Annotated in this window: 10 protein-coding genes; 4 read left to right on the top strand and 6 right to left on the bottom strand. The window is 71.1% G+C overall.

The window, feature by feature from the left end:
• Nucleotides 1–11 precede the first annotated feature (11 nt).
• Entirely contained in the window at nucleotides 12–1,025 is a 1,014-nt protein-coding gene (locus G3T37_RS04440; protein ID WP_163472231.1) for an endonuclease/exonuclease/phosphatase family protein, read from the bottom strand.
• Nucleotides 1,026–1,091: 66 nt separating this feature from the next.
• Here G3T37_RS04440 and G3T37_RS04435 point away from each other — a divergent pair, with 66 nt between their 5' ends.
• The gene (locus tag G3T37_RS04435) at nucleotides 1,092–1,949 is read left to right on the top strand and encodes a PHP domain-containing protein (RefSeq protein WP_163472230.1); all 858 of its coding nucleotides are present in this window, start codon (nucleotides 1,092–1,094) and stop codon (nucleotides 1,947–1,949) included.
• Nucleotides 1,950–2,062: 113 nt separating this feature from the next.
• On the opposite strand, the gene G3T37_RS04430 is transcribed toward G3T37_RS04435, so the two are convergent.
• Entirely contained in the window at nucleotides 2,063–3,475 is a 1,413-nt protein-coding gene (locus tag G3T37_RS04430; RefSeq protein WP_163472229.1) for a DEAD/DEAH box helicase, read from the bottom strand.
• A 166-nt stretch (nucleotides 3,476–3,641) separates the two neighbouring features.
• Here G3T37_RS04430 and G3T37_RS04425 point away from each other — a divergent pair, with 166 nt between their 5' ends.
• On the top strand, nucleotides 3,642–4,361 hold the full coding sequence (locus tag G3T37_RS04425) for a ferritin-like fold-containing protein (RefSeq protein WP_163472228.1): 720 nt from the start codon (nucleotides 3,642–3,644) through the stop codon (nucleotides 4,359–4,361).
• A gap of 79 nt (nucleotides 4,362–4,440) precedes the next feature.
• On the opposite strand, the gene G3T37_RS04420 is transcribed toward G3T37_RS04425, so the two are convergent.
• The 3 genes from G3T37_RS04420 to G3T37_RS04410 are packed head-to-tail and all read right to left on the bottom strand — an operon-like array spanning nucleotide 4,441 to nucleotide 5,868.
• The gene (locus G3T37_RS04420; RefSeq protein ID WP_163472227.1) at nucleotides 4,441–5,334 is read right to left on the bottom strand and encodes a hypothetical protein; all 894 of its coding nucleotides are present in this window, start codon (nucleotides 5,332–5,334) and stop codon (nucleotides 4,441–4,443) included.
• Between the two features lie 16 nt (nucleotides 5,335–5,350).
• Nucleotides 5,351–5,641 (bottom strand): hypothetical protein, encoded by a 291-nt coding sequence (locus tag G3T37_RS04415; RefSeq protein ID WP_163472226.1) that lies wholly within the window; start codon nucleotides 5,639–5,641, stop codon nucleotides 5,351–5,353.
• A 2-nt stretch (nucleotides 5,642–5,643) separates the two neighbouring features.
• On the bottom strand, nucleotides 5,644–5,868 hold the full coding sequence (locus tag G3T37_RS04410) for a DUF3107 family protein (protein WP_163472225.1): 225 nt from the start codon (nucleotides 5,866–5,868) through the stop codon (nucleotides 5,644–5,646).
• 100 nt (nucleotides 5,869–5,968) lie between these two features.
• Here G3T37_RS04410 and G3T37_RS04405 point away from each other — a divergent pair, with 100 nt between their 5' ends.
• Nucleotides 5,969–9,115, top strand: coding sequence for a PD-(D/E)XK nuclease family protein (locus tag G3T37_RS04405; RefSeq protein WP_163472224.1), 3,147 nt, complete (start codon nucleotides 5,969–5,971; stop codon nucleotides 9,113–9,115).
• Nucleotides 9,108–12,293: a UvrD-helicase domain-containing protein gene (locus G3T37_RS04400; RefSeq protein WP_194241326.1), complete on the top strand. Its 3,186-nt coding sequence runs from the start codon at nucleotides 9,108–9,110 to the stop codon at nucleotides 12,291–12,293. Before G3T37_RS04405 ends, G3T37_RS04400 begins: the two co-directional genes overlap by 8 nt.
• Before the next feature lie 8 nt (nucleotides 12,294–12,301).
• On the opposite strand, the gene G3T37_RS04395 is transcribed toward G3T37_RS04400, so the two are convergent.
• Entirely contained in the window at nucleotides 12,302–13,303 is a 1,002-nt protein-coding gene (locus tag G3T37_RS04395) for a phosphotransferase (RefSeq protein WP_163472223.1), read from the bottom strand.
• Nucleotides 13,304–13,353: the final 50 nt, after the last annotated feature.

Raw genomic sequence — 13,353 nt, 5'->3', positions numbered from 1 at the left:
TCGAGCGAGCGTCACCGAGCCGGGCTCAGCGTCATCACGATCGGGCGATGGTCGCTGCCCGAGCCGTCCTCGGTGGTGATCACGTGGCCGGAGCTCGCGCGCCACGCTGAGCCGTAGAGCACGTGGTCAATCGGCGCACCGAGGAGCGGTGGCAGGGTGGTCGGCCACGTGCCCACCCCCGCGGTGTGCACGACACGTGCCGCATCGGTGCAGCGACCGAAGTCGTCGGCGTCCCTGCTGCGCAGCGGGTTCAACTGGTCGAGGGTGGAGTTGAAGTCGCCCGCCATGATGAGGTCGCCACCCGTGCAGGTGCTCGAGAGCCACGCGAGGTCGTTGCGCCAGTTGCGCATCTCGCGCGGGATCGGGGAGACGGCGTGGACCGCGATGAAAGTCGGGCCGGTGCCGTCGTCCGGTGTGGCGATCACGGTGGGCAGTACGGAGGTCGTGGGGCTCGTCGCCTTCGCCGTATAGGTGCCGAGGGCGGCGCTGATGAGCAGGGTCGTGGAGCGCGACTTGGCGATGTAGTCGAACGACCGCGAGTAGACCCACATCGGATGCCCGGCCGCCTTCATGCGCAGCGCGATCGCCTTGCCCAGCGCGAGTGTCGACTCCGGCAGGGCGATCACGTCGGCGTGCTGGGCGAGCGCCGTCTCCGCGATCGCGGCGGCACCCGGCGCGTCGCCCTTGGTGTTCCAGGAGAGAACGGTGATATCGCCGGAGCGCTTCGCGGGGGCGGCGACGGAGACGAATCCGCGACTGCCCAGCACCGCGACACTCGCGAGGCAGAACACCAGCAACAACGCGGCGATCACGCCCGCGAACCCGCGTGCTCGGCGGGAGAGGAGGGCGATGATGGCGAACACCAGCAGTCCCGCGAGGGCGATCGCGACATCGACCCCGCGCAGCGCGACCACCTGGGCGACGACCGGAGCCGCTTCCAGCCCGAAGGGGGCGGGCCACACCGCGACGAGCAGGGCGGCCGCGACGACGAGGATGACGAGAGCGGCGAGGATGCGGCGAATCATGACCCGATGAGCCTACGCACTCGTCGTGACAGTGGGCAGTGCGGCGCCGCCGAATACGATGGGGGAATGTCACCCGAGGGCCCGATCGATCTGCACGCGCACAGCAGCGTGTCGGACGGCACGGAGACCCCGACCGAACTGGTCCAGGCGGCCGTCGCCGCGGGCCTCTCCACCGTCGCCATCACCGATCACGACTCGACGGCGGGATGGGCGGAGGCGTTCGAGGCGGCGGACGGCACCGGGCTGACGGTCATCCCCGGCATGGAGCTCAGCACCAATTTCGGGCCGGCCAGCGTGCACATGCTCGCCTATCTCTTCGATCCGAGCGATCCGGCGATCCTGGCCGAGACGGCACGCATCCGCGATGGACGAATGCACCGCGCCGAGCGGATCGTGGAGAGGATCTCGCGCGACTACGGGATCACCTGGGACGACGTGCTCGCGCAGTCGATCGACGGCGGCACGATCGGGCGGCCGCACATCGCGGACGCCCTCGTCGCGAACGGCGATGTCTCCGATCGCAGCGCCGCCTTCGAGACGATCCTGCACTGGCGCAGCGGGTACTACGAGAAGTACTACGCGCCCTCACCGCTCGATGGCGTGCGGATGATCGTCGCAGCGGGCGGCGTGCCCGTGCTTGCCCATCCCGCCACCCACGGCCGCTACCGCGTCATCGAGGAGAGCGCCGTGCGCGACCTCGTCGATGCCGGACTCTTCGGTCTCGAGGTGCACCACCGCGACAACACCGAGGACGGCAAGCGTCGGCTCCTGGAGCTCGCCGCGAAGTTCGGCCTGCAGATCACCGGGTCGAGCGACTACCACGGCGAGGGCAAGCCGAATCGTCTCGCCGAGAACACGACCGACCCCGCGGTGCTCGCGCTGCTCATCGCGGCGGGCACCGGGTCGGCACCGCATCGCGGTTGACCGCGTCGGCCGGGCTGCCCGCTCGTGGGCGCCGCGGCCGGGCCGCTCACTCGTGGGCGCGGCGGGCGCGCTGGCCGGGCCAGCTCGTGGCCGCCGCGGGGGCTTCGGCCGGGCTAGCTCGTGGGCGCGGCGGGGGCGCCGCCGGAGGGGCGACGACGGCGGGTCCGGCGGCGGGCCGGAGTGGTGCCGTCGTGTGTGCCGGCGCCGGCGGGCTTCTGCTCGGCCGCAGTGTTGGTGGTGCCGGAGTGCGAGGAACCACCGCGGGTGCGGCTGCGCTGGCGGTCGCCCGAGCGCTGCTCGCGCGGCGGGTGCGAGGCGGCACCCTCCACCTTGGGGACCGGGCTCGGCTTGAGCCGCCCCTTCGACCCCACGGGGATGTCCAGGTCGGTGAAGAGGTGCGGTGACGAAGAGTAGGTCTCGACCGGCTCGGGGACACCCATGTCGAGGGCGCGGTTGATGAGGGACCACTTGTGCAGGTCATCCCAGTCGACGAAGGTGACCGCGATGCCGGTCTTGCCGGCACGGCCCGTGCGGCCCGCGCGGTGCAGGTAGGTGTCGTGGTCGTCGGGGATCGTGTGGTTGATGACGTGGGTGACGTCATTGACGTCGATGCCGCGTGCGGCGACGTCGGTCGCGATCAGGATGTCTTTCTTGCCCGCCTTGAACGCAGCCATGGCGCGCTCGCGCTGCTCCTGGTTGAGGTCGCCGTGCACGGCGGCGGCGTTGAAGCCGCGGTCGTTGAGCTCCTCGACGAGCTTGGCCGCCGCCCGCTTGGTGCGGGTGAAGATGACGGTCTTGCCGCGGCCCTCGGCCTGCAGGATTCGCGACACGACCTCGTCCTTGTCGAGGCTGTGCGCGCGGTAGATGACGTGCTTGATGTTCGCCTGCGTCAGGCCCTCGTCGGGGTCGGTCGCGCGGATGTGGATCGGGCGGTTCATGAAGCGACGGGCGAGCGCCACGATCGGGCCGGGCATCGTCGCCGAGAACAGCATCGTGTGCCGGGTCGGGCTGGTCTGCGCGAACAGCTTCTCGATGTCGGAGAGGAAGCCGAGGTCGAGCATCTTGTCGGCCTCGTCGAGCACCATGACCTTCACGTCTTTGAGCGACAGCATGCGCTGGCTCGCGAGGTCGAGGAGTCGTCCGGGAGTGCCGACGACGACCTGCGCGCCCGCCTTCAGCTGCTCCACCTGACCCTCGTAGGCCTTGCCGCCGTAGATCGCGACGATCTTGGTGGCGCGGTTGGACGAGGCGAGCTCGAGGTCCTCCGCCACCTGAACGCAGAGTTCCCGGGTGGGCACGACGACGAGCGCCTTGACGCCGGGCTCGGGGTCGAGGCCGAGGGACTGCAGCAGCGGCAGTCCGAATCCGAGGGTCTTGCCGGTGCCGGTCTTGGCCTGACCGATGATGTCCTGGCCGGCGAGCCCCATCGGGATCGTCTGCTCCTGAATGGGGAAGGGCTCGATGATGCCCTTGGTAGCGAGTGCCTCGACCATGTCCTGGTCGATACCGAGTTCTGCGAATGTCAAAAGAAAGCCCTGTCAGGTTACGAGATACGCCCGCTTTGTCCTGGGGCGTAAGGCCCCCGCCAGATATGGGGGGCAGTGCGCTCAGTTTAGCGGGTCCTCCCGCGCGGAGGCGGCCAGGCGACATCGACGGCGCGTGTCACGGTGCCCGACCCATAAGCTTGGTGCCGTGGTGAACTGGTTCTGGCGACGTCGCAATCGGGTCGATGCCCCCCGTCTCCGGCCGCGCTCGCAGGTCACGGCCGCGAGCACCCGCGTCGACCTCGCCGAGCTCACCCCGGACGCGCTGTCGTTCCTGGGGCACGCCGCCTACGTGCAGTTGACCATCTTCGAGAATCTCAGCCGTGTGATCGCCAACGCGCCGACGACCGAGGCGAAGGCCGCTCTCAGCGAGGCCGCGGCCCGTTCACTCGACACCTATCAGGCGCTCGTCGCCGAGATCGAGCGCGAGCACGGCGACGTCGGCGCCGCGATGCGCACCGACGCACCCGACATCGACCGCTTCCAGCGATTCACGCAGGGCAATGACTGGTTCGAGTCGCTCATCACCTGCTACGTCACCGCGGGCTTTCTCGACGACTTCTTCCTGAGGGTCGCGGAAGGGCTGCCCCAGCCGGTGGGGGAGCGCGTCACGGCGATCTTCACCGCACCGCGGGGCGAGAAGCAGCTCGCCGAACTGCTGTCCGCGGCGATCGCCGCCAATCCCCGTCTCGGCGCCCGGCTCGCTCTGTGGGGTCGGCGGCTCGTCGGCGACACCATGCTCGTGGCGCGGGCCGTGCTCCGCGCCTCCGACAACCACGACTCCGACGAGGCGCGCATCGAGCCCGTGTTCTCCGAGGTGATCGCGGGCCACACGCGCCGGATGGACGCCCTCGGCCTCACCGCGTAGTCGCGTCGGTCGCGGCTCGCCACTCGCAACCCCGGCTGCTCCGCTCACCAGCCGCCACTCGCCACCCCGGCTGTTCCGCTCACCACCCGCAGTAGCGGGCGACGTAGGCGTAGTACTCGAGCTTCAGTGCGGCTCCCACCGGCACCCCGAACTCGGCGGTGTGGAAGTCTCCGACGTCGACCCGGAAGGGGATCACCGTGCCCACCTTGTCCTCCGCGACCACGTGCTGCTCGCAGCGACTCGGGATGTAGTCGATGGTGAGGCGGAGTGGGGGCCGCCGGGCGCTGAGGGTGGCGCCGATCATCCGCAATTGCGCCCCCGGCTGCTGGAGCAGCGTGGTGCTGCCGATCGAGTCGAGGCGCGCCTCGCCCCCGGCCCCGGTGGGAGTGAGGGTGATCGCGAGCAGCGAGACCGGTTTGCCGCCCCTCATCGTGAACGCGAGGTGCGGGGCCACCGAGATTCGCGCGATGCGCTCGAACGCGGCCCGACTGCAGTCCTGGGCGTGGATCACGCCGAGGGAGTCGAAGGGATCGGGCGGCGTCGCCGTGACGGTTCCGTGCGAGCTGCCGGGCCCGGTGTACGACACGATCACCCGGGGTTCCGGCGACCGCGCCGAGCAGACCGAGGCGGGGAGGATCACCGGAAAATCGGTCGCACTCCCCGCGAACACGGGCGAGGGTGCCGAGCGCGAGGAGAGGACCCCGGGGAAGAACGCCGAGGTGAACCGCGCCGCGGTCACGGTGATGTCACCCGCACCCGTGTTCTCGACGTGGATCTGAAGGCCGCGAATGGCGTAGTCGGAGCGGTACTGGAAGACGGAGACCGCGAGCGTGACCGGCCCGGCCGTCGCGGTCGGTGCGGGCGTGGCGGATGACCGACCCACGCATCCCACCAGCACGAGCAGGCACGCGAGGGCTGCGGCGCCGCGGGCGACGCTGCGGCGGACGGTGCGGGAGGGCGCGGCCGTGGTCACCGCATCCCCGGGGCGGTCAGGCCTTGGCGAGCCGGGTGAAGAGCGCCGCGTCGGAGGCCGCCCGGCGTCGTGGCAGAACGATCGACAGGGCGAGCGCCACGGCGCCACCCACGACGAGGCTGATCACCCAGATCCAGCCGCCGTCGAAGGTGAGCCCGGCCCAGAGGAGAGCGACCCACACGAGGGAGGACACCGCGGCGGCGACCGAGGCCGACAGCATGCTGCCGGTGCTCGCGCGATGCGGCAGCAGGTAGTGAGCGCCGAGCCCGATCGCGAACGCGATCAGGACGACGAACAGGAGTTCCATGGTCAGGCGACGAAGCCGACGCGGCGGGAGACCTCGGAACCGACCTCGATGTAGCCGAATGCCGCGACAGGGATGATGTACACCTTGCCCTTGTCGTCGGAGAGACGGAAGTAGGCGGCGCCGCTGCCGAGAGCGTCGGCGATGACCTTCTCGATCTCCGCCGCCGACTGGGACGTCTCGAAGTTGATCTCACGGGGGCTGTTCAGAATGCCGATGCGAATGTCCACGAGGCAAGATTACGACAGTTCGCGGGCGGCCCCCGCCGCCGTTCACTGACGGCAGAACGCCGACCTCCGGATGTCGGTCGCGTCCACTAGCTTTGCTCGGGTGAGCATCCAGGGATTCGACCGCGCGGCGCGCTCGTCCCGTGTGGCGGCGCGCCTGACGGGCGGGTCCGCCGCGGCGGTCACCCTCGACGAGTCGCAGCGAGCGGTGCTCGCGCTCGCGGACGACGCCTCGCGCTCCGTGATCGGGGCGCCCGGCTCGGGCAAGACCACCACGCTCATCGAGTTGGTCGCCGATCGCGTGCTGGGGCGCGGCTGGTCGGCGGACGAGGTGATGGTGCTCACGCAGGGGCGGGCGCCGGCTACTCGACTGCGCGATCAGCTGGCCCTGCGGCTGGGCATCCCGACCAACGGGCCGCTCGCGCGCACCGTGAACTCGCTCGCCTTCGAGATCGTCGGCGGGGCGGCTCGCGCGGCGGGCGCGCCGACGCCGCGGCTCGTCACCGGCGGCGAGCAGGACGCCGACATCGCGGGCCTCCTCGACGGTCACCTCGAGGAGGGCGGCGGCCCCGACTGGCCGGAGGCACTCGGTCCCGAGGTTCGCCGGCTGCGCGGTTTCCGTACCGAGCTGCGCGAGCTCATGATGCGGGCCACCGAGTTCGACATCAGCCCCGCGCGACTGCGCGAGCTGGCCGGCGCGCAGGGGCGTCCGGAGTGGGCGGCGGCGGCGGAGTTCATCGAGGAATACCTCGCGGTCGTCACTGCCTACCGTTCCGCGCAGCTCGACGCGGCGGAGCTGTCGAGGTTCGCGATCGAGGCGATCCACGCGGGATCGGCGGGCGAGCGCGTCGCGCGCACCCGGCTCGTGGTCGTCGACGACCTCCAGGAGGCCACCCAGTCGACGATCGAGCTGCTGCGCGCTCTCGCGGCACGCGGAATCGCCGTCGTCGGCTTCGGCGACCCCGACGTGGCGGCCAACGCCTTCCGTGGGGGTCAGCCCGCGATCGTCGCGGCGCTCGGGGGCCTGCTCGGCGGCGCGCCCGAGCCGCTGGTGCTGTCCACGGTGTACCGGCACGGACCGGCGATCCGAGAGCTGGTCGGGGCGGCCGTCGAGCGGATCGGCGTCGCGGGCGCGGTGGGGCAGCGACGCGCGCGAGCGGTCGGAGACGACGCGCCGACACCGCTTCGCCGCCTGCACGCGCTCACCCCCGGGCGGCAGACCGCGGCACTCGCCCGCCACCTGCGCGAGCTCCATCTCATCCACGGGGTTCCCTGGAGCGACATCGCGGTCGTCGTGCGCAGCAGCGCCGCCGCGCCCGGCCTCCGACGAGCCCTCGCGCTCGCGGAGGTCCCCGCCCGCACGACCGTGGGGTCGACGCCGATGCGGGAGGATCGCGCAGCTCGCGCGCTGCTCACGGTCGTCGACGTCGGCATCGGGCGGGCGCCGCTCAGCGCGGAGACGGCGACCGAGCTCCTTCTCGGCCCCTTCGGCGGGCTCGACCGGCTGGCGCTGCGCCGACTTCGGCTCGCGCTGCGCGCCGAGGAGATCGTGGGCGGCGGCACCCGCTCGGCGGACGAGCTGCTCGTCGAGGCCCTGGCCGCACCGGGGCGATTCGCCACGATCGATCATCGCTCGGGTCGGCGGGCCGACCGGCTGGCGCGCATCCTGCACGATCTCGGCGAGCTTCACCACGACAGCGGCACGATCGAGGAGCTCCTGTGGCTGGCGTGGGATCGCAGCGGGCTCGCGAGCGAGTGGTTCGATCAGGCGCTCAGCGCGGGAATCACGGCGGCGGAGGCCAACAGCAATCTCGATGGCGTGATGGCGCTGTTCACGGCGGCGAAGCGGTTCGTCGAGCGTCGACCGGGTGTCGACGCCACCGTGTTCCTGGGCGATGTGCTCGACGCGGATGTCCCCGAAGACACCCTCTCGCCGCAGCCGAGCGACGACGCGGTACTCGTCACGACCCCCTCGGGCGCGGTCGGGCTCGACTTTCACACCGTGGTGATCGCGGGCCTGCAGGAGGGCGCCTGGCCCAACACGCGCCTGCGCAACTCCCTGCTGCGGGCGGGCGAACTCGTCGACGCCATTCGGGGCATCGACGCGAACGCGACGGATGCCCGCAAGCAGGTGCTCGACGACGAGCTCCGCATCTTCGCCCTCGCGGTCTCGCGCGCGCGTGAGCAGGTCATCCTGAGCGCGGTCGCCAACGAGGACGAGTCCGCGAGCGTGCTCTTCTCCCTCCTTCCGGAGGGCACTCCGCCCCTCGACGCAGGGTCGCTGCCGCCCCTCTCGCTTCGCGGACTCACCGGCCGGCTCCGGCGCGACCTCGCCGACGACTCCCGACCGGCGGCCGATCGCCGGGCCGCGGCCGCTGCCCTCGCCCGGCTCGCGGCGGAGCGCGTTCCCGGCGCGGATCCCGTCGACTGGCACGGTCTCATCCCGGTCTCGACCGAGGCGCCGCTCTACGCGCAGGAGGAGCGCGTTCCCGTCTCCCCGTCGCAGCTCGAGAAGTTCGAGAACTCGCCGCTCGACTGGTTCATCGACTCGATGGCGGGCGGGGAGTCCACGGTCGCGATGGGGCTCGGTACGATCCTGCACTGGGCGATGGAGACCGCCACCGACTCCTCGGTCGACGCGATCTGGTCGGCGGTCGAGTCGCGCTGGGGTGAACTCCTGTTCGAGTCGCCGTGGATGGCGGAGGCGCAGAAGCGAGCCGCGCGAGTGCTCGCCGCCGGGATCGCGGAGTACCTGGCCGATTTCGCGCGCGACGGAAAGCAGCTCGTCGCGGCGGAGCGTCGCTTCACTCTCGAGGTCGACAGGGCGGAGGTGCGCGGGTCGATCGACCGGATCGAGCGCTCGCCCGACGGGGCGATCGTCATCGTCGATCTGAAGACCGGCACGCCGCCCGCCGCAGCAAAGGTCGCCGGCCACGCCCAGCTGGGCGCCTATCAGCTGGCCTACGCCGAGGGGGTTCTCGATGAGTATCTCGCCGAGCTCGGCGACCACCACGCCGGGGGAGCGAAACTGCTCTTCGTGAAGCAGGGCGAGCGCTCGAAGCTGTACAAGGAGCAGACGCAGGCGCCCCTCACCCCTGCGGAGCTGGAGGGGTTCCGCGTGCGGATCCGGCAGGCCGCCGCGGGAATGGCTCTGGCCTCGTATCAGGGTTCCGTCGAATACACGGGGTGGGGTGCGACCGCGTCGGGGGCACCGGCCCTCCATCGGGTACGGGCGGTGTCGAGTGACTGAGGCCGCGAGAATAAGCGCGCTCGAGATCGCGCGCGAACTCGGGCTCCCGCCGCCCACCCCTCAGCAGCGGGAGGTGATCGAGGCGGAGCTCGGTCCGGCGCTCGTCATCGCGGGCGCGGGCAGCGGCAAGACGGAGACGATGGCCAATCGCGTGCTGTGGTTGCTCGCCAACGGCCTCGTGCAGCCGGGGCAGATCCTCGGGCTCACCTTCACCCGCAAGGCGGCCGGAGAACTGGGGGAGCGCATCCGACGCCGCATCCAGCAGCTCGCCGATCGCGGCCTCGTCGCAGGCGACCACGACCCCTTCGAGACGCCGCTCGTCTCGACCTACAACGCCTTCGCCAACGTCATCTACCGCGACAACGCGATGCTCCTGGGCCGGGAGAGCGACGGCACCGTTCTCGGCGAGGCCTCCGCCTGGCAGTTGGCGCGATCGCTCGTTGTGGCCAGCACCGACAGCCGGCTCCCCGAGCTGGGGCGGTCTGTCGACGCGATCACCAAGGCGGTGCTGCGCCTCAGCGCGGAGGTGAGCGAGAACATCGTCGACACGGATGCGGTGCGCGACTTCACGCGACGGTTCGCCGGGATCGTCGACCTCCCGCCGGGCGGGCGCGGCGCCTACCCCGACATCGATCGCCTCGCCGCGACCGTCGACGGGCTGGGTGCACTCCTCGATCTCGCCCGGGCCTTCGACCGGGAGAAAGCCCGGCGTGGATTCGTGCAGTACTCGGATCAGGTCGCGCTCGCCCTGACGCTCGTGCGCGAGGTCCCGCGCGTGCGCGACGAACTGCGTGACCGGCACCGGGTCGTACTCCTCGACGAGTATCAGGACACGAGCGTCGTGCAGACCTGGCTCCTCAGCGAGCTCTTCGCCGACCAGGCGGTGATGGCGGTGGGCGACCCCAACCAGTCCATCTACGGCTGGCGGGGGGCGAGCGCGGCGAACCTCGAACAGTTCGGGCGCCAGTTCTCGGTGAGCGCCGGTGCCGCGGCGGCCCAGCACTTCAATCTGGCCACCAGCTGGCGCAACGGGCACGGGATCCTCGGTGTCGCCAACGCGATCGTCGAGCCGCTCGCCGCACACACCCGCGTGGGTGTCGAGCGACTGGTGCCGGGCCCGGTCGCCTCCGACCGCGAGGTCGAGGTCGCCTTCGAGCAGGATCTCCGCGCCGAAGCGCGTGCCGCCGCCCAGTGGTTGCGAACCCGTCTCGACGAGCCGGGCGCGGACGGCGTGCCGCCGACCGCGGCGATGCTGTTCCGTGCCCGGAAGACGCAGCCCTATTTTCTGGAGGCGCTGCGCGAGCAGAACGTGCCGTTCCACGTCCTGGGGGTGGGTGGTCTCCTCGCCGAGCCGGAGATCGCCGATCTGGTGTGCGCGCTCACGGTGCTCGGCGATCCCGGCGCGGGCAGCCCCCTTCTGCGCCTGCTGGCGGGGTCCCGCTGGCGGATCGGGGTGCGCGACCTCCGCGAGTTGCGATCGCTGGCCAGCTGGCTCGCGAAGCGCGACTACGCTCAGCAGCAGTTCAGCGACGAGGTCGTCGAGGCGTTCCGCTCCTCGGTCGCCGAGGGCGAAGGCGGGTCGCTCGTCGACGCCCTCGACTTCGTGGCCACCGCGAGCGACGGGCACGGCGCCCTGCGCGGCTTCAGCGATGTCGGCCTCGATCGACTCCGCACCGCGGGGCGGATGTTCGCCCGCCTGCGGGCGCGTGGCGGACTCGATCTACTCGACTACGTCACGCTGGTCGAGCAGGAACTCATGCTGGACATCGAGGTGGCCGCGAACGAGTTCCGTCCGCTGGGCGGTTCGACCATGGAGGCGTTCTTCGACGCGCTCACCAGCTACCTCGCGGTCGACGACAGCGCCTCGCTGCGCGGCTTCCTGGCCTGGCTGCGCGAGGCGGAGTGGCGCGACGGGCTCGCTCCGCGCCCCGAGGACCCCGAGCCGGGAACCGTTCAGATCCTCACCATCCACGGCTCGAAGGGGCTCGAGTGGGACGCGGTCGTGGTACCGCGCCTCGTCGTCGACGAACTTCCTTCCCGCCCCGTGGAGGGCTCCACCGGCTGGCTCGGATTCGGCAGCCTGCCCTGGCCGTTCCGCGGCGACGCCGACGAGCTCCCCGAGTTCGAGTGGCAGCTCGCGACCACGCGCAAAGAGGTGCTCGACGCGCGCACGGCCTTCGGCGAGCGCGTCCTGGAGCGACACGTGCAGGAGGAGCGTCGGCTCGCCTACGTCGCGGTCACCCGCGCCCGCCACTCCCTGCTGTTGACCGGGTCGTACTGGGCCACCCAGTCGAAGCCGCGCGATCCGAGCCCGCTCCTGCGCGAGTTGGAGGGTCGCGGGCTCATCGGGCCGCTGCCCGAGTTCTCGGGCGGCGACGAGAACCCGCTCGGCGACGAGGTCGAGACGTTCCAGTGGCCCCGCGACCCGCTCGGATCACGGCGCAGTCGGGTCGAGGCGGCGGCGGAGGCGGTGCGCGCGGTCGATCCGGGTGACGCGGGTCGCTTCCAGCGCGAGGTCGACCTCCTGCTCGCCGAGCGCGCCGCCAGATGGGATGCCCAGCAGTACGTCGCCCTGCCCACCCGCGTTCCCGCCTCCCGCTTCAAGGACTTCGTGACCGACCCCGCGGCGGTCGCGTCGGCGCTGCGCCGGCCGATGCCCGAACGCCCGTATCGCGCCACCCGCCTCGGCACACTTTTCCACTCCTGGGTGGAAGAGCGGTCCGGTTCCGCTGCCGGCCTCGAGGAGCTGGATGCCCCGCCCGGCGAGCACGACATCGACGATGCGCCGATCGACGACGCGCAGCTCACAGCCCTCAAGGCCACCTTCGAGCGGTCGCCCTGGGCGATGCGCCGGCCCGTCGAGGTCGAACGCGAGATCCACCTGATCCTGGACGGCCAGATCATCATCTGCAAGATCGATGCCGTGTACCAAGACGGCGACCGTTTTCAGGTCGTGGACTGGAAGACCGGCAAGGCTCCGCGGGACGCCCGCGACCTGGAGGACAAGCAGCTCCAGCTCGCGCTCTACCGACTCGCCTACGCGCGCTGGAGGGGCATCGATCCGGAACGAATCGACGCGGTCTTCTACTACGTCGCCGATGACAGGGTCATCGAGCCGAGCCGACTGTTCGACGAGCAGGAACTGGTCGCGCTGTGGCGCGGCGTCGCGGCGCGCTGACGCGAGGGTCAGACAGCGCGGTCGATGCGCTCGCTGTGGTCGAGCATGTCCTCGACCTGGTCGACGTCGAGTGTCGGCATGGTCTGCGGGCCGATCGGTTCGGACGCCTCACCGAGCACGCTCTCGGCGAGACCCGAGAGCATCTCCACGGCGTCATCCACGATCTCGGTGCTGCGCACCTCAGTGCCGTGCAGCAGCCACTTGGCGAGTTCGAGCTCGGCGTAGAGCATGGCGCGCTTGCGCACCTGACGGTCGGTGTTGCCGCGAGCCGTGTTGTAGGCGTTGAAGCCGGCCTCGGCGACCGTCTCGCCACGCGAGCCGAGCATCCAGAACAGGTCGCGCGCGGGATCCCCGACCCGGAGCTCCTGCCACCCGAGCACGCCGGTGACCTCGTCGTCCTCGTACAGGAAGGAGGCGGCGCCCAGCGAGCCGTTGATCACGGTCGGCTGGAACTGCCAGAGCTTCGACTCCTCGGTCGCCCGCTCCCAGCGCCGCAGCAGTGCGGCCGGAACCAGACCCGTCGCGGCCGCTCGATCGATGATCGTGATCGCCGCGCGCAGGCACTCGACCGGCGTGAGCACCGGGAGGCCTGCGTCGGCGATGAAGCTCGTGGGGAGGGTGTGGATCGCGGCGACTGCGCGGCCGACCGATGCCGAGTGCTCCGGTGTGAGCGCGCCGAGCGCCTGGGTCGAGCCGTAGACGAAGTCGTAGACGATCGCGCGCGTACCGCGGAACGGCACCTGGCCGACGAAGCTCGAGACGCCGAAGGGGAGTCGGGTGCGCACTCCGGCGCTGAGCGCGCGCAGGGCCACGAGGTCGGCGGACTGCTCCGACTCGGCGCGCTGGTTGCGCGGCAGGCGAACGATGAGGTGACGACCGTCGCGGATGGTGAGCAGCGCGGAGTCGAAGTCGCCGGCCCCGGTGCCACCGAACACGGAGGTCTCGACGACGTCGAGACCGGGCACGGCTGAGGTCGCCAGCGCGGCTAGAGTGAAGTGGGTTCGAGCCATACCGACAGGGTAGGTCGAGCACGCCCACATCCCCCGCACGCCACGCCTTT

The organism is Galbitalea soli (assembly GCF_010686725.1).
In the GTDB taxonomy this organism is placed as follows: Bacteria; Actinomycetota; Actinomycetes; order Actinomycetales; family Microbacteriaceae; genus Galbitalea; species Galbitalea soli.
This window is presented reverse-complemented; position numbering and strand designations above follow the sequence as displayed.

Excerpts from the sequence above, each read along its gene's own strand:
- G3T37_RS04440 (WP_163472231.1), bottom strand. The coding sequence starts at position 1,025 with ATGATTCGCCGCATCCTCGCCGCTCTCGTCATCCTCGTCGTCGCGGCC.
- G3T37_RS04435 (WP_163472230.1), top strand. The coding sequence starts at position 1,092 with ATGTCACCCGAGGGCCCGATCGATCTGCACGCGCACAGCAGCGTGTCG.
- G3T37_RS04415 (WP_163472226.1), bottom strand. The coding sequence starts at position 5,641 with ATGGAACTCCTGTTCGTCGTCCTGATCGCGTTCGCGATCGGGCTCGGC.
- G3T37_RS04395 (WP_163472223.1), bottom strand. The coding sequence starts at position 13,303 with ATGGCTCGAACCCACTTCACTCTAGCCGCGCTGGCGACCTCAGCCGTG.